24 protein-coding genes are annotated in these 23904 nt (G+C 62.7%); 9 read left to right on the top strand and 15 right to left on the bottom strand.

What is annotated here, in order from left to right:
* Positions 1 to 4 precede the first annotated feature (4 nt).
* From GBJ34_RS09285 to GBJ34_RS09260, 6 genes are all read right to left on the bottom strand, one after another.
* Positions 5 to 1249 (bottom strand): NAD(P)/FAD-dependent oxidoreductase, encoded by a 1245-nt coding sequence (locus tag GBJ34_RS09285; protein WP_151718985.1) that lies wholly within the window; start codon positions 1247 to 1249, stop codon positions 5 to 7.
* Positions 1250 to 1267: 18 nt separating this feature from the next.
* On the bottom strand, positions 1268 to 1990 hold the full coding sequence (locus GBJ34_RS09280) for an amino acid ABC transporter ATP-binding protein (RefSeq protein WP_151718984.1): 723 nt from the start codon (positions 1988 to 1990) through the stop codon (positions 1268 to 1270).
* Positions 1983 to 2651, bottom strand: coding sequence for an amino acid ABC transporter permease (locus GBJ34_RS09275; RefSeq protein ID WP_151718983.1), 669 nt, complete (start codon positions 2649 to 2651; stop codon positions 1983 to 1985). Before GBJ34_RS09275 ends, GBJ34_RS09280 begins: the two co-directional genes overlap by 8 nt.
* A gap of 13 nt (positions 2652 to 2664) precedes the next feature.
* Positions 2665 to 3330: an amino acid ABC transporter permease gene (locus GBJ34_RS09270; RefSeq protein WP_151718982.1), complete on the bottom strand. Its 666-nt coding sequence runs from the start codon at positions 3328 to 3330 to the stop codon at positions 2665 to 2667.
* Between the two features lie 71 nt (positions 3331 to 3401).
* Complete coding sequence (locus tag GBJ34_RS09265) at positions 3402 to 4211, bottom strand: transporter substrate-binding domain-containing protein (protein WP_151718981.1); 810 nt, start codon at positions 4209 to 4211, stop codon at positions 3402 to 3404.
* 176 nt (positions 4212 to 4387) lie between these two features.
* The gene (locus GBJ34_RS09260; RefSeq protein WP_151718980.1) at positions 4388 to 5905 is read right to left on the bottom strand and encodes an aldehyde dehydrogenase (NADP(+)); all 1518 of its coding nucleotides are present in this window, start codon (positions 5903 to 5905) and stop codon (positions 4388 to 4390) included.
* A gap of 141 nt (positions 5906 to 6046) precedes the next feature.
* Between GBJ34_RS09260 and GBJ34_RS09255 the strand changes: the two genes are divergently transcribed.
* The gene (locus tag GBJ34_RS09255; RefSeq protein ID WP_151718979.1) at positions 6047 to 7078 is read left to right on the top strand and encodes an Ldh family oxidoreductase; all 1032 of its coding nucleotides are present in this window, start codon (positions 6047 to 6049) and stop codon (positions 7076 to 7078) included.
* Positions 7079 to 7322: 244 nt separating this feature from the next.
* Here GBJ34_RS09255 and GBJ34_RS09250 read toward each other — a convergent pair whose 3' ends face one another.
* The 6 genes from GBJ34_RS09250 to GBJ34_RS09225 form a co-directional block, all read right to left on the bottom strand.
* Positions 7323 to 8279, bottom strand: a complete 957-nt coding sequence (locus GBJ34_RS09250; protein WP_151718978.1) for a dihydrodipicolinate synthase family protein — start codon at positions 8277 to 8279, stop codon at positions 7323 to 7325.
* A gap of 183 nt (positions 8280 to 8462) precedes the next feature.
* Positions 8463 to 9167 (bottom strand): GntR family transcriptional regulator, encoded by a 705-nt coding sequence (locus GBJ34_RS09245; RefSeq protein WP_151718977.1) that lies wholly within the window; start codon positions 9165 to 9167, stop codon positions 8463 to 8465.
* 116 nt (positions 9168 to 9283) lie between these two features.
* The gene (locus tag GBJ34_RS09240) at positions 9284 to 10015 is read right to left on the bottom strand and encodes an SDR family oxidoreductase (protein ID WP_151718976.1); all 732 of its coding nucleotides are present in this window, start codon (positions 10013 to 10015) and stop codon (positions 9284 to 9286) included.
* A gap of 55 nt (positions 10016 to 10070) precedes the next feature.
* Positions 10071 to 10799 carry an SDR family oxidoreductase gene (locus GBJ34_RS09235; protein WP_151718975.1) on the bottom strand — a complete coding sequence of 243 codons (729 nt, stop codon included), beginning with the start codon at positions 10797 to 10799 and terminating at the stop codon, positions 10071 to 10073.
* 27 nt (positions 10800 to 10826) lie between these two features.
* The gene (locus tag GBJ34_RS09230) at positions 10827 to 11588 is read right to left on the bottom strand and encodes an SDR family NAD(P)-dependent oxidoreductase (RefSeq protein ID WP_151718974.1); all 762 of its coding nucleotides are present in this window, start codon (positions 11586 to 11588) and stop codon (positions 10827 to 10829) included.
* 334 nt (positions 11589 to 11922) lie between these two features.
* On the bottom strand, positions 11923 to 12882 hold the full coding sequence (locus GBJ34_RS09225) for a sugar-binding transcriptional regulator (RefSeq protein ID WP_151718973.1): 960 nt from the start codon (positions 12880 to 12882) through the stop codon (positions 11923 to 11925).
* Positions 12883 to 13107: 225 nt separating this feature from the next.
* On the opposite strand from GBJ34_RS09225, the gene GBJ34_RS09220 reads away from it, so the two are divergent.
* From GBJ34_RS09220 to GBJ34_RS09190, 7 genes are all read left to right on the top strand, one after another.
* Complete coding sequence (locus GBJ34_RS09220) at positions 13108 to 14550, top strand: extracellular solute-binding protein (protein WP_151718972.1); 1443 nt, start codon at positions 13108 to 13110, stop codon at positions 14548 to 14550.
* Between the two features lie 127 nt (positions 14551 to 14677).
* Positions 14678 to 15556 carry a carbohydrate ABC transporter permease gene (locus GBJ34_RS09215; RefSeq protein WP_151718971.1) on the top strand — a complete coding sequence of 293 codons (879 nt, stop codon included), beginning with the start codon at positions 14678 to 14680 and terminating at the stop codon, positions 15554 to 15556.
* 4 nt (positions 15557 to 15560) lie between these two features.
* Positions 15561 to 16397, top strand: a complete 837-nt coding sequence (locus GBJ34_RS09210) for a carbohydrate ABC transporter permease (RefSeq protein WP_151718970.1) — start codon at positions 15561 to 15563, stop codon at positions 16395 to 16397.
* 5 nt (positions 16398 to 16402) lie between these two features.
* Positions 16403 to 16651: a DUF2160 family membrane protein gene (locus GBJ34_RS09205; protein WP_226341106.1), complete on the top strand. Its 249-nt coding sequence runs from the start codon at positions 16403 to 16405 to the stop codon at positions 16649 to 16651.
* A 26-nt stretch (positions 16652 to 16677) separates the two neighbouring features.
* Positions 16678 to 17730 carry an NAD(P)-dependent alcohol dehydrogenase gene (locus tag GBJ34_RS09200; RefSeq protein WP_151718969.1) on the top strand — a complete coding sequence of 351 codons (1053 nt, stop codon included), beginning with the start codon at positions 16678 to 16680 and terminating at the stop codon, positions 17728 to 17730.
* 11 nt (positions 17731 to 17741) lie between these two features.
* Entirely contained in the window at positions 17742 to 18803 is a 1062-nt protein-coding gene (locus GBJ34_RS09195; RefSeq protein ID WP_151718968.1) for an ABC transporter ATP-binding protein, read from the top strand.
* 11 nt (positions 18804 to 18814) lie between these two features.
* The gene (locus GBJ34_RS09190; RefSeq protein WP_151718967.1) at positions 18815 to 19489 is read left to right on the top strand and encodes an HAD family hydrolase; all 675 of its coding nucleotides are present in this window, start codon (positions 18815 to 18817) and stop codon (positions 19487 to 19489) included.
* A 2-nt stretch (positions 19490 to 19491) separates the two neighbouring features.
* Here GBJ34_RS09190 and aroE read toward each other — a convergent pair whose 3' ends face one another.
* The gene (gene aroE / locus GBJ34_RS09185) at positions 19492 to 20340 is read right to left on the bottom strand and encodes a shikimate dehydrogenase (RefSeq protein WP_151718966.1); all 849 of its coding nucleotides are present in this window, start codon (positions 20338 to 20340) and stop codon (positions 19492 to 19494) included.
* 10 nt (positions 20341 to 20350) lie between these two features.
* Positions 20351 to 21877 carry a GMC oxidoreductase gene (locus GBJ34_RS09180; RefSeq protein ID WP_151718965.1) on the bottom strand — a complete coding sequence of 509 codons (1527 nt, stop codon included), beginning with the start codon at positions 21875 to 21877 and terminating at the stop codon, positions 20351 to 20353.
* Positions 21878 to 21996: 119 nt separating this feature from the next.
* On the opposite strand from GBJ34_RS09180, the gene GBJ34_RS09175 reads away from it, so the two are divergent.
* Complete coding sequence (locus GBJ34_RS09175) at positions 21997 to 22869, top strand: helix-turn-helix domain-containing protein (protein ID WP_151718964.1); 873 nt, start codon at positions 21997 to 21999, stop codon at positions 22867 to 22869.
* Between the two features lie 69 nt (positions 22870 to 22938).
* On the opposite strand, the gene GBJ34_RS09170 is transcribed toward GBJ34_RS09175, so the two are convergent.
* Positions 22939 to 23898, bottom strand: a complete 960-nt coding sequence (locus GBJ34_RS09170) for an ABC transporter substrate-binding protein (protein ID WP_151718963.1) — start codon at positions 23896 to 23898, stop codon at positions 22939 to 22941.
* Between the last annotated feature and the right edge of the window lie 6 nt (positions 23899 to 23904).

Below are 23904 nucleotides of genomic sequence, written 5' to 3'. Positions count from 1 at the left end.
GACCTCAGAAGCGTTGCGGAGAGAAGGGGGTCAGGTCGATGGCGGGGGTGGCCCCCGTCATCAGATCAGCGACAAGGCGGGCGGTGCCCGCCGATTGCGTCAGGCCAAGATGGCCATGACCAAAGGCATAGGTCACGCGCTTGGTGGCGCGCGCCGCACCGATGGCGGGCAGGCTGTCGGGCAGCGACGGACGGAAGCCCATCCATTGCACACCGCCCGCAGGTTTCAGCCCCGGCAGGAAGCCTTGCGCCTTTTTCAGCATCGCCTCGGAGCGTTTGAAATTCGGCGGCATGTCCAGCCCGCCAAGTTCCACCGCGCCACCGACACGGATGCCGGTCGACAGGCGGCTGACCACGAAACCATGGCCGCCAAACGTGACCTGCATACGCAGATCAAAGGCGTCTGACGGCAGCGTGGTGTTGTAACCGCGTTCGGTTTCAAGCGGGATCCGGTCGCCAAGGCTGCGGGCGATGCGATGCGAGAACGCCCCCGCCGCCAGCACGACACGATCCGCCCGCCGGGTGATGCTGTCGCGACACACAAGTTCCACGCCGCTGTCTTGCGGAATCAGGCTGTCAACCTCGGCCCGCTCAAGCGTGCCACCATTGGCGCGGAAGCGATCCGCCAGTGCAATCGTGTAAAGTTTGGGATCGGCGATGGAATACCAGCCGGGCGTGAAGGTGCCATGGGTGAAGCGCGGCGCAAGGCCGGGCTGCAACGCGGCCATTTCCTCGGCCCCTATATGGCGGAACTCGATGCCATGGTCGGCGCGCGCCTTCCAGCCGGGCAGCGAGGCATTCAGCTCGGCCTGGCTTTCATAGACCTGCAGATTGCCATCCTTGCGTAGCATCGGCAGCGTGCCGGTGGCCGCAAGAAACGGCTCCAGCTCGGCCTTGGACAGATCCATCAGCGCCGTCTGCGCCACCGTCGAATGCGCCACACGCGCCGGCGAACAGGCGCGCCAGAAGCGGAACATCCAGGGCGCGATCTTCAGCGCATAGGAAGGCGGCACCGACAGCGGCCCCAGCGGGTCCAGCAACCATTTCGGCGCTTTCTTCAGGATCCCCGGCGAAGCCAGCGGCAGGATATCTGTAAAGGCGAAAGCCCCGGCATTGCCTGCCGAAGCCCCGGCTGCGGGCCCCTCACGGTCGATCACCGTGACGGAAAGCCCGCGTGCCTGAAGGGCGAGCGCTGCGGAAAGCCCGACAACGCCCGCTCCGATGACGATCACATCGGTCTTGCTGGTCATAATTCCCTCAATGGGCCCTCAATGGGTGGCGGCCAGGAACTTTTGCAGCTCCGGGTCTTTCGGCGCACCGAACAGCTCTTCCGGCGGGGCGATCTCTGCCATCACACCCTTGTGGAAGAAGGCCACGCGGTCGGAAACCTCGCGCGCGAACTTCATCTCATGGGTGACGCAGATCATCGTCATGCCCTCGGATGCCAGCATCCGCAGGGTATCGAGCACCTCGCCCACCAATTGCGGGTCCAGCGCCGATGTCACCTCGTCGAACAGCATGTAGTTCGGCGACATGGCCAGCGCGCGGGCAATCGCCATGCGCTGTTGCTGCCCGCCCGACAGACGCCCCGGATAGACCGAAAGCTTGTCGCCCAGCCCCACATGCTTGAGCTGCTTTTCAGCTTCGGCCGCGGCCTCGGCCTTGGAGCGTTTCAGCACCTTCACCTGCGCCAGCATGACATTTTCCTGCACCGTCAGATGCGGAAAGGCATTCCATTGCTGGAACACGATGCCGATCTTTTCGCGCAGCTTGTTCAGGTTGGTGCCCTTGGCATGAACCTCGGTGCCATCGACCTTGATCCGACCGGAATCGATCGGCTCCAGCCCGTTGATGCAGGTCAGCAGCGTCGATTTCCCCGAGCCGGAGCCGCCGATCACCGTCAGCACCTCGCCCTTGGAGACGGTCAGGTTGATACCCTTCAGAACTTCCAGCGGACCAAAGGATTTACGGACATTTTCGATCTCAATCATTGGACCACCGTTTTTCGAGATAGCCGCCGAAACGGGCAATGGGGAAGGAGATGAGGAAGTAGAAAAGCCCGCAGATCATCAAGAGCAGCAGGGGTTCCTGCAGGCGGGTGATCAGGATCTGCGTGTTTTTCAGAAGCTCCGGCACCTGAACGATATAGACCAGCGCCGAATCCTTCATCACGCCAAGCGCGAGGCCGATCCAGGACGGAAGCGCCACCCGCGTTGCCAGCGGCATGACGATGTTCCACATGTCCTGGCCCCAGCTCATGCCAAGCGATCGAGAGGCGCGGCGCAGGTTTGCAGGCACCGCCTCGATGCCGCCGCGCACGATTTCCGAGCAATAGGCGGCGGTATACATGGCCAGCACGCCACAGGCGACTGTGAAGCCCGAAACCTTGCCGATCTTCAGCGTCGGCACCAGGATCATGTTCACGAAAGCATTGGCCAGGATCAGCTGGATGAGCAGCGGGATCGAGCGGAAGACATCCAGCACAAAGGTCAGCGGCAGCGCCCACCAGGGGCCAAGCTGATAGCGCAGCACCCCGAAGATGATGCCCAGAATGGTGCCAAGAGACACCGCAATCGCGGTGACCAGCAGGGTCATGCCGGCACCTTGCGCCAGCAGCCAGAGGTCGTTTGAGGTTAGTCCGGTGTTGAACATTGCTGCGCGCCCCTCAGTAACGGAACAGGCGCGCGGCAAGCAGCCGGGCCGACACGGTGATCACCTTGGTGATCACATAGAAGATCACGGCGGCGATGGCGAAATATTCAAAGGTGCGGAAGGTCCGGTCGGTCAGCGCCTTGGTCACCCCGAACAGGTCGGTATTCATCGCAACGACCGCACCAAGCGAGGTCATCAGGATGGCCCAGACCATCTGGTTGGTGATCGGCAGGAACGAAATGCGCAACATCTGCGGCATTACCACATTGGTGAAGGCCTGCCCCTGCGACATGCCCAGCGAGCGTGCAGCCCGCGTCTGGGTCTCGGGGATGGCTTTCAGCGCACCGCGGAAGTTTTCGGCCAGATAACCCGCATTGTTGAAGGCGATGCCGATCAACAGCGACAGGTAGGGCGACAGATGGATGCCAAAGCCCCCAAGCCCGAAATGGACCATATAGATCTGGAACAGGGCCGGGGTATTGCGCGCCACCTCGACCCAGGTGCTTGCCACACCTGACAGCAGCTTGTTGCCCGAGCGCCGGAACACCGTGAGCAAAATGGCGATGGTGATGCCGATGGCCATCGACAGCAGCGCGATCTGGATGGTGACCCAGGCACCCTCAAGCATCTGCGGCAGCGATGCGAAGGCCTGGTTCCACCGGAAACTGTAATTGAACATGAACCGCCTCTCTTCCTGGAACGGAGAAGCGGCGCGAGGTTTTCCCCCGCGCCGCGATAAAGGCGGGACGCTTAGCGGTAGACGCCCGGGATGGTCAGGCTGGCGGGCTCACCCTCGCCGACCCATTTCTTGTAAAGCTCGGCATAACGGCCGGTGCGGACCTGCTGGTTGACGAACAGGTCCATGAAGTTGATCAGGCCATATTCTTCACGCAGGGTGATCAGTGCGACATAGTCCGGCACCATCGGGGCCTTGTCGACGATCTGGATGCCCGGGAAATTGCCGGTCTTCACATTGGCCTGTGCCACTTCCATGGTGGACACGGTCGCGTCCAGCTGGCCCTGGCTCAGCGCCAGGAAGACGTCAGCCTGGTTCTGATAGGGACGGAACTCGCCCGCGCCCCAGGATTTGACCTGCTCTTCCAGCCAGATCGCCTCATAGGTGCCAGCGGTGGCGCCCACGACCTTGCCCTTCATGCCATCGGCGTCGGTGATGCCCGATTTCTCGCTGGCGACAACGGCGTTCTCAAAGGCATAGTAGGGGATCGAGAAGCCAACGGTCTTGGCACGTTCCAGCGTGTCGGAAGTCGAGGCCACCGCCACATCGACCGAACCCGACATCAGGGCCGGGATACGCTCGGGGAAGGTGGTTTCGACGACCTCGGGCTTGACGCCCAGAGCGGCAGCCAGATCGCTGCAATAGTCAACATCGAACCCGATCGGGTTGTTGCTTGCATCGCGCGAACCCATCGGCGGGAAATCAAGCACCACGGCGCAGCGCAGCGTGCCCGAAGCGATGATATCGTCCAGCTTGTCGGCCTGAGCCGTGGTGGCAAGGCTGGCAGCCAGCGCAATACCGCCGAGCGCAATCGAAACTTTCATGCAGAGTCTCCCTTGGTTCAGTGCCCGAACTAACGATTCGGATCGTTTTCCAACGATAACACTATAAGCATCGGGTTCGAGTTTAAATACAAATAATATACAACTCGTATTCCCGCAGCGTCAGATTGACGAAATCCCATGCAGGATCCCGTCAATCTGCTTGGTCAGCGCGCGGTTCAGCCGCGTGCGTCTTCCGGCAACAGGTCTTGTGGCAGGTTCTGATACGAGACCGGCCGCAGGAAGCGGCGGATCGACAGGGTGCCGACCGATGTTGCGCCGAAATTGGTCGAGGCCGGGTATGGCCCGCCATGAACCATGCTGTCCACCACTTCGACCCCTGTGGGGAAACCATTGACCAGAACCCGGCCCGATTTGCGCTCCAGGATCGGCAACAGACCCTGGGCCGCCGCCAGATCGGAACTGTCCATATGCATGGTGCTGGTCAATTGGCCCTCAAAGCCGCGGGCCAGTTCGCGCATTGCCTCGACCGAGCCCACGCGGACCACCAGACCCAGCGGCCCGAAGACCTCCTGGCTCAGACCGTGATCGTTCAGGAAGGCGTCTGCCGTGGTCTCGAACAGGTTGGGCGAGACGGCGCGGCCGGTCGATTCCGTTTCCAGCACGCTGTTCACGGCATTCGAGGCCACGAAACGCGCCTGACCGTCATTATAGGCCTTGGCGATGCCATCGGTCAGCATGGTTTGCGGCGCGACCTTTTCCAGTGCGGCTTTGGTCGCGGCGACAAAGGTGTCGGCATCCTTGCCATCCAGCACCACCGCGATGCCCGGATTGGTGCAGAACTGCCCCGCCCCCATGGTCAGCGACCCGGCCCAGCCAGTGCCCAGTGCCTCGGCCCGTGCGGCCATCGCCCCCGGCAGCATGAACATCGGGTTCACCGAACCCAGTTCACCAAAGAAGGGGATCGGTTCGGGGCGGGCGGCGCAAAGATCGAACAGCGCGCGACCACCTGCAAGGCTGCCGGTGAAGCCCACGGCCTTGATGAACGGATGCTGCACCAGCGCCTCGCCAACCTGACGATTGCCGCCCTGGATCAGACTGAACACGCCTTTCGGCATACCCGTTTTCGCGATCGCGGCGTGGATCGCCTCGGCGATGATCTCGCCGGTTCCGGGATGGGCGGAATGGCCCTTCACCACCACCGGGCAGCCTGCGGCCAGGGCGGCCGCGGTGTCACCACCGGCGGTGGAAAACGCCAGCGGGAAGTTCGAGGCACCGAAGACTGCAACCGGCCCGATCGGGCGTTGCAGCATGACAATCTCGGGGCGCGGGGCCGGTTGACGATCCGGCAGGGCGGCGTCGACGCGGTGATCCAGATAGGCACCCTTGCGGATATGATCGGCGAACAGGCGCAGCTGGCCGGTGGTGCGGCCGCGCTCGCCGTTCAGGCGGGCTTCGGGCAGGCCGGTTTCCTGGGTGCCGATCTGGGTGATCGCCTCGGCGCGGGCTTCGATTTCGTCGGCGATGGCGTCCAGAAACGCCGCACGCTCGGCCCGGCTGGAATAGCCATAGGTCCAGAACGCCTCTTCGGCGGCGTCGCAGGCCCGGTTCACCAGATCCACACTGCCCAGCGCGAAGTCATGCGCCGGCCCATGCGCGGGCGCGGAGGTAAAGGTAGCAGCGCCGCCCACCCATTCGCCTGCGATCAGATGCTTGCCGTGCGGGGTGAAAGTCATGTCGGGCCTCATGTTCATGCGTTTGGTTGTTCGGCTTGCGGGAATCAGCATATTGCCACGCGGCATTGCTTGAAACCCCGTCATCTTACTGCATACTTTGTGTATGCAAATTGCTCAACCCAAAGACAGAGAGGCCCCGGCATGTCCGAGAAAACCGTCCTGAGTATCGAGACACTGACCCGGCTCACCGAAGAAATCTTCCGCAAGGCCGGGGTATCGCCCCTTCAGTCAGCGGCGGTTGCACGGGTGATTGTGGCCGGAGAACGGGACGCCTGCAAGTCGCATGGCGTCTATCGGATCGAGGGCTGCCTGCGCACGCTGAAGGCGGGCAAGGTTGAGCCATTGGCGGTGCCCGAGCTGATCGACGATGGCAGCGGGGTGATCCGGGTGGATGCAAAGGGGGCCTTCTCGCCCGCGGCCTTTGAACTGGGCGCGCCGGTTCTGGCGGCACGCGCACGGGAACTGGGTGTCGCGGCATTGGTCATCAATTCCTGCCTGCATTTCTCGGCGCTCTGGCCCGAGATCGAGGTGCTGACCGGGCACGGCCTGGCCGCGATGGCAATGTGCCCCAGCTATTCCGCGGTTGCGCCTTCGGGCGGCACCACGGCACTTCTGGGCACCAATCCCTTCGCCTTCGGCTGGCCGCGAAAAGATACCACGCCTTATGTCTTTGATTTCGCAACCAGTGTCGCCGCGCGCGGCGAGATCGAGCTGCATCGCCGCGCGGGCAAGTCATTGCCCGAAGGCTGGGCGGTGGACGCGGACGGCAAGCCCACCACCGACCCGGAAGCCGCATTGCAGGGTGCCCTGCTGCCCTTTGGCGCGCATAAGGGCTCTTCGATCTCCACCATGATCGAATTGCTGGCAGCGGTGATGATCGGCGATCTGACCAGCCCCGAGGCGCTGGATTATCTGGGGTCGATGTCGCTTCTGCCGCATCATGGCGAACTGATCCTGGCCTTCAGCCCGGAACGCTTTGCGGCCGGTCGGACCGACCCCTTCGCCCGTGCCGAAGTGCTGTTCGAGGCAATCAGCGGTCAGGGTGCCCGCCTGCCTTCGCAACGCCGCTTTGCGGCCCGCAAGACAGCAGAGGCCAATGGCATCACGCTGACAGCGGAGGAGATGGAAATGCTGGAGCGCCTGCGCGCCGGCGGGCTGGATGCGGTGACCTGACGCCACAACTGGGAAGTTCATCCTGCCATGGTCCAAAAGGCGCAGCTTGGAACCGCGGTGGCAGGATGGGCGCGCGGGCCAGGCCCGCTCAGGCAAATAAAGCGGGGGGCTACCCCCCCGGCTGCGACGTTCCCCGCGATATTTGCGGGCCGAAAATGAGCCGGATCTGCACGCAAAAGGCCCCCCGCCGCAGCGGAAGGCCCTTCTGTCAGGGTGGTGGCCCCGGTCGTTCTTGCAGCCGCAATCAGGCGTATTTCTGCGCCTCGGTCTTGGCCGACCAGTCGGCAAACCAGGCATCGAACAGCGCCAGTTGCGTCTCGATGAAGCCGCGCTGGCTCGGCGACAGCTCGTCGGTTTCGTTGAAGTGCAGCTTGTATTCCGGGTTCCCCTTCAGCACCATCATATGCTTGAAGAACAGCACGAGGTCGGGGCCGGCATCGACGGTGGCCAGCACCAGCAGCGCCTCATCCAGCTCTTTCGCCAGACGGCGGGCGGTCGCGTCGCCCTTGGCGGCAGCCTGGCTCAGCGCGGTCAGCAGCAGCACTTCTTTCGGCAGGACACAGCCGATGCCGGTGATCGCGCCGGTCGCGCCGCAATTCACGAAGCCATGATAGACGGCGGTATCAACGCCGATCATCAGGGTCACGCTGTCATCCTTGGAGGTGATGTGCTCGGCCGCATAGGACAGGTCGGCATTGCCGCCAAATTCCTTGAAGCCGATCAGGTTCGGGTGCTCGGCGCGCAGCGCGAAGAACAGGTCGGCGCGGGTCGCAAAGCCATAATAGGGGCTGTTATAAATCACGGCAGGCAGGTTCGGCGCAGCCGCCAGGATCGCCTTGAAGTGGTTCTTCTGGGCGGCGATGACATTGCCCCGCGACAGGACGCGCGGGATCACCATCAGGCCCTGTGCGCCAACCTTGGCGGCATGGGCGGCGTGTTCCACGGCGATCTTGGTGTTGACGGCGCCGGTGCCGACGATGACGGGAACACCCGCTTTCACCAGACGCTCCACGCCCTCCATGCGTTCGGCATCGGTCAGGAGCGGCCAATCCCCCATGGAGCCGCAATAGACCACGGCGGACATGCCCAGGCCGATCAGCTCTTTGCCCTTGGCAACCAGCGCATCGAAATCGGGCGTGCGGTCAGCCTTGCAGGGGGTCATCAGGGCCGGGATGGTGCCGGTGAAAATGGTCGAAGTCATCTTTCTCTCCTCTGTGACGGCCACGGCTATGCTGCGGGGCACGCGATGCGGGTTGGCGCGAATCTCTGCGTCCTTTCCTACACAATACCTATTGTATTTTATTTGTCGACAAGAAATCCGCACGCAAAGAAAAAGGCGCGCAGCACAGGGCCACGCGCCTTCTGCAAGCAGGTTTGGGGCGGTTCAGATCGCGATGGGCATCCGCCGGTCGCGCGCCACGAAACTTTGGATCTGATGCACGATCTGGTCGGCATGGGCCGTGGCCAGCCGATCTGCGGTGGCAATGTCACGGGCAGCGATGGCCGCGATCATCTGGTCATGCTCTTCGACAAAACGATAGGGCAGACGATCCTGATAGGAGGAATAGTAAAGCCGCAGGATGCGCCGCCCCTCATCCAGCAGGCGGAAGAACAACGAGGCGTAATAGGGATTGCGCCCGGCTTCGGCGATGGAGGCATGAAAATCGCGATTGGTTGCGATCATCGCCAGTGCATCCTGTGCCTCGACCGCCGCCGCAAAACGCGCCTGATGGGCGCGGATGATCTCCAGATCCGCAGGATCGTGATATTCCGCCGCCAGACGCGTGGTCATGCGATACATCAGCGTCAAGGCGTCGAAGAACGTATAGAGGTTCATGAAGTCGATATGCGCCACGATGGTGGAGCGGTTGGGCAGCGTGGTCACCAGCCCCTCGCCCGCCAGCCGCACCAGCGCCTCGCGGATCGGTGTGCGCGACATCGACATGCGTTCCGACAGCTGCACCTCGTCAATCGGGCTGCCGGGCGGCAGAACCAGATCAAGGATCTCATCACGCAGGGTGTCATAGACGTATTTCACGCCGGATCCGCGCTTGCGATCGTTGCTTGCCGTTTCCTGTGCCTGTGTCATGCCAACCCTCTTGTCTACATGAAAAATACTTGAAGACGGGTTCGGGTCAATGACTCGATTGCAACCGGGCCGCGATAGCGCGGCGACCGGCGCATTTTCGGGCAGGCAGCGCGGGGTCAGCGAATAGAGAAACCGCCATCCACCATCACGGTTTCGCCGGTGATCATCGCGGCCTCGGCGGAAGACAGGAACAATGCGGTCGCCGCGATCTCCGCCGGTTGGGCAAACCGGCCAACCGGAATTTCGGCCCGCGCCTTCACGCCTTTTTCCCCAGACCAGCCGACCAGCGCCATCGGGGTTTCCACCACCGTCGGCGCGATGGCATTCACCGTGATGCCAAAGCCCGCCCATTCCAGTGCCAGCACGCGGGTTTGCAGGATCAGGCCCGCCTTGCTGGACCCATAGGCGGCATGATCGGCAATCGCGATCACCCCGGCCTGGCTGGACACATTGACGATCCGCCCGCGCCCCGAGGCCTTGAGGAAAGGCAGTGCCGCCGCCGACATCAGCCATGGCGCACGCAAATTGATGCGCATCGTCCGGTCCCAGGCCTCCACATCCGTGGTGTCGGCGGGAAAGACGATGCCCAGCCCCGCATTGTTCAGCAGGATATCGATGCCCATTTCGGCACCGATCTGCGCCACGGTATCGGCAATTGCTACCGGATCTTCCAGATCCAGCCGATAGGCGCGGTGCTGCGGTCCAAGGCGTGCCGCCAAATCATCCGCCGCGCTGATATCGACCAGCGCCAGGCGGGCGCCCGCAGCGGCAAAGCGTTCCGCCATGGCGGTGCCGATGCCGCCCGCAGCGCCAGTAATCAGCACGCTCAATCCGCTCAGATCCGTCATCTTGTCCTCCCGCAAGGCAAAGGGGCGGCCCGGATCATCTGGCCGCCCCATCTGTTCAGATATCGAAATTGGTCGGCAGCACGATCATGTCGCGGATCGTGACATTGCGTGGCCGGGTCAGCATGAACAGGATCGCATCCGCCACCTCGACCGGCTCGATCAGGCTGCCATTTTCCTTGGCCTTTCGCAGATTCTCTTCCGGCCAATCCGCCAGCAGGGCTGAAACCACCGGCCCGGGCGACACCTGCCCCACCCGGATGCCCTTTTTGTTGAGCTGCCGCCGCATGGTCTGCACGAAACAGGTGATCGCCCATTTGGACCCGGAATAGACCGGCTCCCACGGCACCGGGAAATGGCCTGCAACCGAACAGGTCACGAGGATGTCGCCGCTACCGCGTTCCGACATATGCGGGATCACGGCATGGACGTTTTTCATCACCGCATTGACGTTGAGGTTCAGCATACGGTCGATGGTGGCCGGATCGGTTTCCACCAGATCGCCGCCGATATAGGTGCCCGCATTGCAATGCAGGATGTCGATATGGCCCACCTTGGCGAGAATCTCGGGGATCATCGCGTCACAGCTGGCCGCATCCAGCAGATCGGTGCGCTGCGCCACCGCCTTGCCGCCAAAGCGGGTCACCAGCGCCTCCAATGCGGCAGCGTCGCGGTCCACCATCACCACGGTCGCGCCTGCGGCAATCAGCGCCTCGGTCGTGGCAAGACCAATGCCCGAGGCCGCGCCGGTAATCGCCGCGATCTTGCCTGTCAAATCCAGTGCCATAAGTGTCTCCAGCCTGTCTTGGCGATATCAGTGGGTGAGGTAGCCGCCATCGGCGACCAGAACGGAGCCCGTGACGTAGCTTGCAGCATCAGAGGCCAGGAACAGCGCGCAGGTCGCCATCTCGTCCGGCTGGGCAAAGCGGCCCATCGGCGTATTCGCCGACCAGACCGAGCTCCATTCCGTATTGGCGATGCCGCCCTTGGTCATGTCAGAGACCACATAGCCCGGTGCCAGCGCGTTCACCCGGATGCCCTTGTCGGCATATTCAAAGGCCATGGTCTTGGTCATCTGGTGGATGGCGGCCTTTGACGAGTTATAGGCCACCTGCAATTGCGGCTTGTTGGCGACATAGGCCGAGATAGAGCCGATATTGACCACCGCACCGGACCCTTGCGCCAGCATCGGCTTCACCGCCGCACGGGCGATGCGGAACGGCGCCATGAGGTTGGTGTTCATGATATAGGCAAGCTGGGCATCGTCGAATTCATGGAAATTGCCGTTGGCCGCGACGCCTGCATTGTTCACCAGCACATCCAGCTTGCCAAAACGCGCAAGGGTTGCCGCCACGATCGCATCTGGGGCCGCCTCCTCGGTCACATCCGCCGCGATCCAGTCATAGGTATCTGGCGCGCTGTCCAGCAGGGCACGCAGCGCGGGCGTCTCGCTGCGGCTGGTCAACATGCATTTCGCCCCTGCCTCACCGAACAGCCGCGCAATCGCCAAACCGATACCGCGATTGCCGCCTGTGATCAGCGCCACCTTCCCATCCAGTCTGAACCTGTCCAACATTCTCTCTCTCCCTGTCTCGCGGACCTGCGCCGCCGGACCAGCGGGCACGACCGGACAGGCCGCGTGCAGGTCGTCGCGCCGCCCCATCCGGCTTCGGTCCGTCTTCATCCTGTTTCCTGCACCGCAATGCGGGCCAGCCTTGAAGGCCTGCAAAAGCGGGTGACTCGCGTCACATGGCGAGATTGTTACATTTGCATACTGATTATTACAAATGGAAATTCATCGGATTTTTCGGCCCGGATCCGCGCATGAAAAAGCCCGCCCGAAGGGGCGGGTTTCAGGCCAAGGACCACAAGAAGGCGGGCCTCAGGCAAGCGTGCCACAGTCAGCGGTATCAGCCCTCACGCGCAAGAACCGCTTCGGCGGTCACGTCATCGGTGATCAGCGTATTGGCCAGACCGCGCTGCAACACGGCCCGGATAATCTCCACCTTGTGGTGCCCCGAGGCGACAAGGATCCGCGTCGGCACCCGCTCCAATGTCTCCAGGGTGATACCGATGCTGCGCGCGTTCAACGGGTTGTCGACCTCGCGCCCCTGCGCATCCAGAAACCGCCCGACGACATCGCCCACGGCACCGGATGCAATCAAATCCTGCGGGTCTACCTCAGACGGAAAGCCCTCAGACACCAGATAGGATTTGGGCGATACATCGCTGCATGTCAGGATCGCCGCGTCCAATTGCTCGAACTTGGCGAAATGGTCGCGAAACTGCGCCTGCGACAGAAACAGATCGCGATCCACGCCATCGGACAGAAAGTTCGGCGCGGCCAGCAGGGAATAATTCGCCCCCAACCGCTCCGCAAAACCGGAGGCGATCCCGAAGGAGTTGAACTTCGCCCCCCGCGCCGTGCCCCCGAACATGGAGATCACCTCAAGCTCGGGGTAGCTTTGCCGCGTCATGTTGCTGATCGCGCATTGCAGCGTCATGCCCCAGGACACGCCGATCTTGCGCCAGGCCCCGGTTTCAAGCTGCCGGGTCAGATAGCTGGCCAAGGCCACCCCGGCCGGAAAGTGGAAATCGTAATGCTCGCGATCCGCAGGTGCGATCATCGCCTGCTCAAGCCCATAGGTCGCGACCAGCTTTTCCTGCAATTCCAGGCGCGGCAGGAAGGGTGATTCAATCTGGATCTTCACCATGCCGGTGGACCGCGCGCGCTGGATCGCCTGATTGACGCGCAGCCGCGTCACCTGCATCCGCGCCGCGATCTCGGCTTGGGTCATGCTGCTGACATAGTAGTGCCAGCAGACCTCGCTTACGAAGGCGTCCCCGTCGTCGACCTTATCTCTGGCCATCTGTCACTCGCACCCTCGCTTGGCTTGTCAGGGCAATCTAACTGTGCAGGGCCGGTCGCATCCAGCCCCCGGATGCATTTTTACATATGTTCTATACTTCATACATATGAAAATAACACTTGAGTGAATCGGAATGCATTTGTAAGAAAGTAGCGGGGAGGGCGAAGACGGCGGGAAGAGCGTCGTCTGTCCCAAAGCACCAAACCAAAAACTGGGAGGAGAGAAATGAGCTTTATCAGCAAGCTCGGCGTTTCCGTCATCGCATTGGCGGTTTCCGCCACTGCGGTTTCCGCCGAATCCAGCAATGCGGCCTTCTGGGCCGAAGCCGGCAAGGCCTATCAGGGTGTCACCCTGCATGGCGTCACCGAATCCACCCCGCCGTCCAACTATGTGAAGGATGTGCTGGCCCCGGAATTCGAAAAGCTGACCGGCATCCGCGTCGACATCGAGACCACCTCGTGGGACCAGATGTATGACAAGGCCATCAAGGACATGGAGGCCGGGACCGGCATCTATGACATGGTCTATATCGAACAGGATATCATCTACGCCTATCTGTCGCGCAACTTCCTGGTCGATACGACCCAGCTGCTGAAAGACAACCCGGCCCTGAAGGCGCCGACCTATGACGAGGCGAACTTCACCACTTTCGCCAACTATTTCCGCGGTGAGAACGGCGATCTGTTCGGCATCCCGATGGAGGCCTTCATCAAGGTCTATCTCTATCGCACCGACCTGTTCAACGACCCGGAGGTGCAGGCCGCCTTCAAGGAAAAGACCGGGCGTGACCTGAAGCCCGCCACCACCCATGCCGAATATACCGAGATTGCAGAGTTCTTCACCCAGTGGGGCAAGGATCACGGCGGCGATCTCTGGGGCACCACCGCGCAGGCCCATACCGGCCACGCGGCATCCTGGTACGAGTATTTCGAGTCGATCGCGCCGACCTTCGGTGTCTATAACTGGGGTATCGACGCGAACAACAACTACGCCGCAACCGTCGCCAATGGCGGCCAGATGAACTCGGATGCGGCAAAGGCCGCGATGAAATACTGGCTGCATCTGCGCGACATCGCCCCGCCGGAATCGGTGCAATCGACCTGGACCGAGGTGGCCACCACCTTCGCCGCAGGCCGCGCGGCACAGGGCCTGGTTTACGGCGAAAATGCCGCCTGGATCGCCTCGGATGAAAGCAAGTCGCGCGTTGTCGGCAAGGTCGGCGTCGCCATGCCCCCGATGGAAGCCGGCGTGATGGCCGATGCCGAATCCGGCAAGGGCTATGTCGGCTACTACGACGGTGGTGCTTTCGGTCTGCCGATCACGTCGAAGAACAAGGAAGCGGCGATGCTCTTCCTGCAGTTCATCGCGCAGGACGAGGTTCAGGCCGATTGGGCGCTGGCAGGGTCGCGGATCACCAATAACGCCACCTATGACGATCCGAAGGTCCAGGAGCTGGATGCCAAGCTGAACGGCTACTTCACCATGCTGCGCGATCAGGGCAAACTGTTCGCCGGTGCGCCGCCCTACCCGTTCCACGCCCAGCTGCGTGAAGCGACCGCGCCGATCTTCTATCAGATCCTGACCGGCGCCATCGATCCCGACAAGGGTCTCGATATGATGGCGGAGAAGTCCGAAGAAGAGCTGAAAGCCCTCGGCTACCGCAAGTAACCCCGCCTCCCCGGGGACACGGGGTCGCCGCTCCCATAGGCGGCCCCGACCACCTTTTCTCCTGACATTTCGGGCCGGCACCAATGATCGGCCCCGACGCGCCACTGCGATACCGGAGGATCGCGCCATGCATCCCAACAAGCTGGGCTGGCTTTTGCTTGCGCCCACAATGCTCATTCTGTTCCTGTTCGGCGTGGTGCCGTTCTTCTATGTGATCTGGGTGTCGTTCCACCAATGGAACCCCTTTGCCGCAGATCCTTCGATGATCTTCAACTGGGCATCGAACTATCGCCAGTTGGTCTTTGACGCGCAATTCATGGCATCCCTCGGCGTGACGCTGGCCTTCGTGTTCTTCGCGGTGCTGTCGGAACTGGTGATCGGCTATCTGCTGGCACAGGCCTTCATGAAGGATTTCCCCGGCAAGGCTTTCTTCCGCACCATCCACACCCTGCCGCTGATCATGGCCCCGATCATCGTGGGCTCGATCTGGAAGCTGATGACCACGCCCTCGATCGGGATCATCCCGAGCCTCTTGGACAGCTGGTTCGGCTACAACCTGAATATCGGGCAGAGCGCCATGGCCGCCTTCATCACCACCGTGGTGATGGATATCTGGCACTGGACGCCCCTTGTCACCCTGTCGCTGATCGCGGCGCTGGTCTCGCTGCCCGCAGACCCGTTCGAACAAGCCCAGATCGACGGTGCCAACAAGCGTCAGATCTTCTGGCACATCACCCTGCCGATGATCCGCCCCGCCATTATCGCCACCGTCTTCATCCGATTGATGGATGCGATGCGCACCGTGGACGAGGTGCTGATGCTGACCGGCGGCGGTCCGGGCTCCGCCACCCGCTATGTCGGCGTGCATATCTTCAAAGAGGTCTTCCCGCGCACGAATTACGGCTATGGCTCCGCCATTTCGGTGATCGTCCTCTATCTCACCATCGTGGTCTGCTGGCTGCTTTATGTCGGCCTGATCGCGCCGCGCAACACCAAGAAGGGCTGATCAGATGAAGCGATCCAATCCCTGGCTGATGGTCCTGTTCTGGGTCATCATCAGCTTTCTGACCCTGTTCCCCATTTACTGGCTGTTTGTCATCTCGGTGAAACCGGCGGTCGATCTGTTCTCCACGCCAGATATCTGGCTGACCAAGGTCTATTGGCAGAACTATATCGATGTGCTGAACGACCGCACGCTGCGCGGCTATATGATGAACTCGCTCATCATCTCCAGCGGCAATGCCGTCCTTTGCACCACGCTGGGTTTCCTGACCTGCTATGCGCTGTCGCGCTTCAACCTGCCGGGCAAGGAAAGCATCTTCTTCTGGACCATCACCAACCGGATGGCCCCGCCCGCCGTGTTCCTGCTGCCGATGTATCTGTTGCTGACGCAGGTCTACCGGGTGGGCGATTTCGCGCTGGCCGATACCCGGATCGGCATGATCCTGGTCTATTGCACCTTCAACCTGCCCTTCGCGATCTGGACCTTGCGCCCCACGCTGGACGGTATCCCGCGCGAGCTGGATGAGGCCGCCTATGTCGATGGCGCAAGCCCGCTGCGGGTGATTGTCGAGGTGGTCTTTCCGCTGGCGCGGCCGGGTCTTGCGGTAACACTGATCCTGACCTGGGTCTTCGCCTGGAACGAATACCTGCTGGCCGCGACACTGACGAATTTCAACGCCCGCACCCTGACCACGGGCCTGTCGGAATATGTCACGACCACCGGCACCGAATGGGGGATCATGGCCGCGATTTCGGTCTTTACCCTGATCCCGGCCCTGATCGTCTTCAGCCTGGTGCAGCGCCATATCGTGACCGGCCTGACCTTCGGCGCCGTGAAAGGATGATGACCATGAGCACCCAAGACGACGATATGCCGCTCGCCATCCTGCACACCGACGAGGATCACGGCCCCGCGCCCGAGAAGGCAGGCTTCCTGCCGATCGAGACCAACTGGTTTGACCGGGTCTTCATCTCGGTCGTGATCTGGGTCGCGCTGTCGCTGTTCTGGTTCCGCTTCATGGAACCTGCGGGCCTGACGATCTGGATTTCCAACGCCATCGCGCTTGCGCTGGCCTGTCTGATCGTCACCCGGGGCTGACGCGAAAGCCAAGAAAGGAACTGACTATGGAAGCCCTTGTTCTTGAACGTAAAGACGAGCTTTCGCTGCGTGACTTCCCGCAGATCGACCGTGACGAGGCCGTGCTGGGGCCACGCGATGTGCGCATCAAGCTGCACACGGTCGGCATCTGCGGGTCGGATGTGCATTACTACACCCATGGCCGGATCGGCCCCTTCGTGGTCAATGCGCCGATGATCCTGGGGCATGAGGCCTCGGGCACGGTGATCGAGACCGGATCAGAGGTCACAACCCTGAAACCCGGGGATCGCGTCTGCATGGAGCCGGGCATCCCCGATCCCAATTCGCGGGCAACCCGGCTGGGCCTTTACAACATCGACCCGGCGGTGCGATTCTGGGCGACCCCCCCGGTGCATGGCATCCTGCGGCCGACCTGTGTTCACCCCGAGGCCTTCACCTTCAAGCTGCCCGACAATGTCAGCTTTGCCGAGGCCGCGATGGTGGAGCCGCTGGCGGTGGGCGTTCATGCCGCCACCAAGGCGCGCATCCGCCCCGGCGATATCGGTGTGGTGCTGGGGGCCGGGCCCATAGGCCTTGTCACCGCGCTGTCGGCGCTGGCTGCGGGCTGTGCCCGGGTCTATGTCACCGATCTGGCCGAGAAAAAGCTGGAGATCGCGGCCAGCCTCAGCCCCGCGATCATCCCGGTCCATGCGGCGCGCGAAAGCATCACCGACCGCGTGAAAGCGGAAACCGGGGGCTGGGGTGCCGATGTGGTGTTCGAGGCGACCGGCGCGCCCAAGGCGGCTGCGGGCGTGTTCGAGCCGCTGGCACCGGGCGGCTGTGTCGTGATGATCGGCGGCCAGCCCGATCCGATCAGCTATGATGCGGGTGCTGCCATGGTGCGCGAGGCACGGGTGGAAAACATCTTCCGCTACGCGCATGTCTTTCCGCGCTGCGTTTCCATGCTCGCCTCCGGGGCCATCGACGTGAAACCGCTGATTACCCGGACTTTTGACTTCAAGGACAGTGTGCGTGCCTTCGAGATCGCCGCGTCGGCCCCGCCGGCCGATGTGAAAATGCAGATCGAATTGCCGCAATAAGGGGGCCCGCTATGGCTGATGTGAAAATCAAGAATGTGATCAAGCGTTACGGCGCGGTTCAGGTCATGCATGGTGTCAATGTCGATATCGGACATGGCGAATTTGTGGTGCTGGTCGGCCCGTCGGGCTGCGGCAAATCCACCCTGCTGCGGATGCTGGCCGGGCTGGAAGAGGTCAGCGATGGCACCATTTCCATCGGCGACCGGGTGGTGAATGACATCTCGCCGAAAGAGCGCGACATCGCCATGGTGTTCCAGTCCTACGCGCTTTATCCGCACAAGACCGTGGGCGAGAATATCGGCTTTCCGCTGCGCATGGCCAAGCGCCCCAAGGAGGAGATCGACGAGAAGGTGCGCCATGCGGCAGGCATTCTGGACCTGACCCACCTTCTGGACCGCTACCCCAAGCAGCTTTCGGGCGGGCAGCGCCAGCGCGTGGCCATGGGGCGTGCCATTGTCCGCGATCCGCAGGTCTTCCTGTTCGACGAGCCGCTTTCCAACCTGGACGCCAAGTTGCGCGTCACCATGCGGGTGGAGATCAAGGAGCTGCACCAGCGGCTGAAGACGACCATCGTCTATGTCACCCATGACCAGATCGAGGCCATGACCATGGCCGACAAGATCGTGGTGATGCGTGACGGACGGGTGGAACAGATCGGTGCCCCGCTCGATCTTTACGACCGGCCCGGCAACGTGTTCGTTGCAGGGTTCATCGGCTCTCCCTCGATGAACTTCCTGCGCGGCACCATTGCCAGCACGGGCGGCGTGAAGGAATTCGTGTCGGAAGCCGGTCTGCGTCTGCCCGTCCCCCCTACGGCGGCAACCGAGGGGCAGGCGGTGGTCTATGGCATCCGCCCCGAACATATCGGGGTTGGTGACAACGGCACCCCGGTTTCGGTGGTGGTGGTGGAACCCACCGGATCCGAGACCCAGATCTTTGCCCGCGCCGGGACCGATCTGGTCAATGCCGTGGTGAAGGATCGCGTCCGCGCCAATCCGGGCCAGCAAATCGGCTTTGTGATTGATCCGGCCAATGTGCATCTGTTCGATCGCCAAAGCGAACAGCGGATCTGAGGGCAAGGCAGGTGCGCCGCGCGGTCATCTTCGATCTGGACGGCTGCCTCGTCGACAGCGAACCCCATTCGCTGGAGGCGCTGGCCGCCGAGATGCGCGCCATCGGCATCCATGATGCCACGTCTGAGGAGATCGGCGCGCGTTTCCTTGGCGTTTCGCTGTCGGTGATCCGCGCCTATGTTGCCGGGCGCGCGGGCAGTCCCGTGCCGCCCGATTTCGACGCAAAGGTAGAGCGCCGGTTGTTTGCCGCTTACCGCGATCACCTGCGCCTGATCGACGGCGTGCCGGACCTTCTGGCGCGTCTGCAAGCTGCAAACATTCCCATGGCGATTGCCAGTGGTGGTTCGATCCCCCGTCTGACTGAGACCCTGCGCATCGCGGGTCTGGATCGGGTGTTTGAAGGCCGCGCCTTCAGCGCCGATCTGGTGCCCCATGGCAAGCCCGCGCCGGATCTGTTCCTTCATGCCGCAGCCGCCCTGGGGGTCGATCCCGCCGATTGCGTGGTGCTGGAGGATTCGCCCCATGGCATCGAAGGGGCCCGCCGTGCAGGGGCCCGCGCCGTAGGGTTTGTCGGCGGCAGCCATCTTGCCGGGCACAGGCAGGCCCATGCCGATCTGCTGCGCGCCAAGGGGGCATCACGGGTGCAGGCAGATATGAACGGCATGTTCGAGCTGCTCTGCGCCTGAGGTCACAGTTTCAGATCAATCAGCGCCTGCCGCATCACGCCTGCATCGGCGTCAATCCCGGTCCAGTATTTGATGCCAATCACACCCTGATTGACCAGCATCCCAAGACCATCCGCCGTCACACAGCCTCGCGCTGTGGCGGCTTTCAGCAGGCGTGTCAGCGGCGGGTTGTGGATGCCATCCGCCACCACCATGCCGGGGTGCAAGGTCTCGAGATCAATATCCGGCAGGCCGTCCACATCCGGGAACAGACCGATGCTGGTGGCATGGATCACGATATCGGTGCCCGCGGGGATGCGGAACATACCTTCCCAGGGCGCATATTCGGCAGTGGCGGGCGTGTTCTCTGACAAGAGACGCGCCACCTCCTGCCCGCGCGCGGCGCTGCGGTTCACCACGGTGATGCGCGCAGCCCCGGCCAGCGCCATTTCCACCGCCACAGCACGCGCCGCGCCACCGGCCCCGAACAGCACCACCGATTTGCCGCGCGGATCGGTGACCGCCTGCAAGGCCTTCACGAAGCCCTTGCCATCGGTGTTTTCCCCGATCAGCTGATCGCCGCGCCGCACGATGGTGTTCACCGCCCCGATCAGCCGGGCGGATTCCCCCAATCCGTCCAGATGCTGGATCACCGCCACCTTGTGCGGGATCGAGCAGTTGAAGCCGCGCCAGCCCATGGCCCGCGCACCGCGCACCGCGTCACCAAGCGCATCGGGCGCCACCTCGACATTGATATAGCGCCAGTTCAGCCCGTGATGGCGAAAGGCGGCCTCGATCATCGCGACCGTCGGGTTTTCCGCCGCAGGCATGGCGAAGGATCCGGTCAGCGGGCTCAGGAAATCATGGGTCATGGATGGCTCCTCAGGCGGCAGCGGCGTGCGGCCAACGGGTTTGCAGATGGCTGCCCACGCGCAGCGCCTGCGCGGCGATGGTCAGGGCGGGATTCAACGCCGCCGATGACGGAAAGAACCCGGCATCGACGACATAGAGATTGGGATGGTCATGCGCGCGGCACCAGCCATCCAGTGCGGACTGGCGCGGATCATCGCCCATCCGCACCGTGCCGCATTGATGCGAGGGGGCCTCGATCCCGAAATGGTGCTGCAAGACCAGCGGGAACATGCTGCGCAGCAGGCGACGCACATGACGGACAAAGCGCAGATGCGGCGCGCGGTCGCCGGGGCGATAATCCACCTCGACACGGTCGCCTTCCAGCAGACGCACGCGGCTTTCCGCCACCGGCAGATCCTCGGACATGCACAGGATGTCGATGCTGTGCCGTCCCAGAAGGTTCGCAGCAAAGCGCGGCACCCAAGGATAGGCACCACCAATCATCGGCCCCTGAATGTTGCCCAGCATCTGGATATTGCCACGCGCGGCCCGGTCCTGCGGCAGTCCGTGATAAAAGTCGTTGATCGACAGGGTCTTGGGGAACCGCGTGTCATTCACCCCGAAGGGGTGCAGCGCCATCAACCCGGTCAGGTGATGGTTCATCAGATAGCGCCCCACCACACCGGAGCGATTGGCAATTCCCTGCGGGTTCTGCGCATTCGCAGAGCGCAGCAGGATCAGCGCCGAATTGATCGCGCCCGCACTCAGGATGAACAGGGGTGCATCGATCCGCAAGGTCTCGCCGCCGCGGCGGATTTCAGCGGCGGTGATCCGTTGGCCCGCATCATCGGTCAGCAGCCGCCGCACCTCTGCCCCGGTCCAGAGCGTGACATTGTCCCGCCCCAGCAGCGGGCGGATCAGCCGCATCTCGGCGTCACCCTTGGCCCCAAAACGGCAGGCAAAGGCATCGCAAGTGCCGCAGCGCCGGCAGCTGCCGCCGGGGCCAAGATCCACCGCGGATGGCATGTGAAACGGCCGCAACCCCCGCTTGGCAAACCGCGCCGCCAATCCGGCAATCAGCGGCTCATGCGGGATGGCAGGATGGGGATATGCTTTGCGCGGCGGCTCGGTCGGGTCATCTCCGGCATGACCGCGCACGCCAAAGATCGCCTCGGCCTGATCGTAGAATGGCGCGAGATCGTGATACCCGAGAGGCCATGCGGGCGAGGTGCCATCTTCATGCGGGACCGCCTCGAAATCGCTTTCGCGAAAGCGGAACATGGCGGTGCCGTAGAATTTCGTATGGCCACCGACATAGTAATATTGCCCCGGACGATAGCGCCGCCCGGTCTGATCCTGCCATTCATCGCGGGTTTTATAACGCGCTTGCACGAAGACCGCCTCGGCATCCGCATTCTGCGGCTCGTTCGGCAGAAAATCCCCGCGCTCCAGGATCAGGATCTTGGCCCCGGTTGCAGCCAGTTGCCGCGCCACCGCGCCGCCTCCCACGCCGGATCCGATGATCACCACATCGGGTTTGATGGTCACTGTTTCCATGGCTGCCCCCTTATCCCATATGCAGGGTATCTGCGGACAGGTGGCCCGCACCATTCCCGTGGGCCGCAACTTCTTGTATGATAGCCGCATCGTCAGTGGCCACTCGGGGCGGTATCATCATGCAACCATGGTTTGAAACCGTCGCTATTCCGCCGGATCGGTCATGGCTGCTGTTTGACCGGCAATTGCCGGAATTTCCCTTCAACTGGCATTATCACCCGGAATTCGAGCTGACGCTGACAGTCAACAGCCAGGGAATGCGCTTTATCGGCGATCACGTCGCGCGCTATGGCGACGGCGATCTCGTGCTTTTGGGGCCGAACCTGCCACATGCCTGGCAATCGGAGCGTGGCTCTGCCGAAGGCATCCATCGCGCCATCGTCTGCTGGTTCACCCGCGACTGGATCGAGGCGCTGATCGCCCTTCTACCCGAAATGCATCTGCTGCGCCCGCTGCTCTCCGAGGCCAGTCGGGGGCTGGAATTCGGCCCGGATCTGACCGCGCGGCTGAAGCCACGGTTGCTGGCACTTGGCAGCTTGCCCCCCGCCGGGCAGGTGCTGGAATTGCAGGCGATACTGATCGAGATGGCCCAGACCGCGGAACGGCGCGCACTGTCCTCGGGCGAGATCCGGACCGGCGAGATCGCCCGCGACCGCCGCCGGATGGAGCGCGTCCTGCAATGGCTGCACGAGCATTACCGACAGCCCCTGCGGTTGGCGCCGCTATGTGATCTGGCGCATCTGACACCCAGCCAGTTGCAACGCATCTTCCGCCGCAGCACGCGGATGACGATCAGCCAATATGTCGGGCAATTGCGCATCGGGCAGGCCTGTCAGCTACTGGCACAGACCGATCACCCGATGGCGCATATCGCGCTGGAATGCGGCTTTTCGGATGCGGCGCATTTCGCCCGGCAGTTCCGGCAGGCGCGCGCCATGACCCCGCGCGACTATCGCGCGGCATTGCGTCTTCGGGCCAAGCCCACAAGATGATGGGCCGCCCGCATATCGCGGACGGCCCACTGGCGCGCTAGATCCCGTTGGTATGGGGAACGGGAAACCTTAGAACGGGCTATCCGGGAAGTAGAAACGCTCAGCGTTTTCCGGCGTGATCAGGGTCGAGCCGATGATGAAGCGGCCATAGACCGGCGTCTCCGAGACAAAACGCAGCGCGGTCAATTCGATCGCCGCCGAAATCAGCGCCGGCGGATAGGTGACATCGACCGGCACTTGCGGGTCCTTGTCCATGACCCGCTTCACGATCTCTTTCATCCCGGCACCGCCGATGATCCACATTTCCTTCTCGCGGCCGGCCTGTGCGATGGCCTCCATCACGCCGATGGCCATATCGTCATCGGAGGCCCAGACTGCGTCGATCTTGGGATATTTAGACAGGTAATCCTGCATGACGGTAAAGGCGTCATCCCGGTTCCAGTTGCCGTGTTGCTTGTCGAGGATCTCGATGCCCGAGCCCTCCAGAGCTTTTTCGAAAGCGGCAACGCGCTCATTGTCGAGCGTGGTCGGGATGCCGCGCAGCATCACGATCTTGGCCCCCGAGGGCAGATTGGCCCTGAAATATTCGCCCGCGACACGGCCGAAGGCGGTATTGTCACCGGCCACGAACAGGTCTTCGATGCCCTCGACCGACAGGCCACGGTCCACCACGGTCACCCATTTTCCGGCATCCTTCACCGCCTTGACCGGGCCGGTCAGCGGCTCGGATTCGAAGGGCAGCACGATCAGGCCGTCGATGTTGCGGGTGGCCAGCATGTCTTCGATATCATCGACCTGCTTGCCCGGCTCGCCCGCGGTGGCCAGCACGAATTTCACGTTGGGATAGGTGGCTTCCAGACGTGCGATGGATTGTTGCGCGTGCCAGTTCAACCCGCCCATGAAACCATGCGTCGCCGAGGGGATCGACACGCCGATGGTATAGGTCTTGTCCTGGGCCTGGACCGCCCCGACGGTTGCGGTGGCCATGGCAAGTGCGGCGGCGGCACCAAAGAAATGTCTGCGTTTCATTCTTTC

This window comes from Gemmobacter serpentinus (genome assembly GCF_008973825.1).
Classification (GTDB): Bacteria; Pseudomonadota; Alphaproteobacteria; order Rhodobacterales; family Rhodobacteraceae; genus Gemmobacter; species Gemmobacter serpentinus.
Note: the sequence above shows the minus strand (reverse complement) of the source record. Positions and strands in the feature narration are given on the sequence as shown.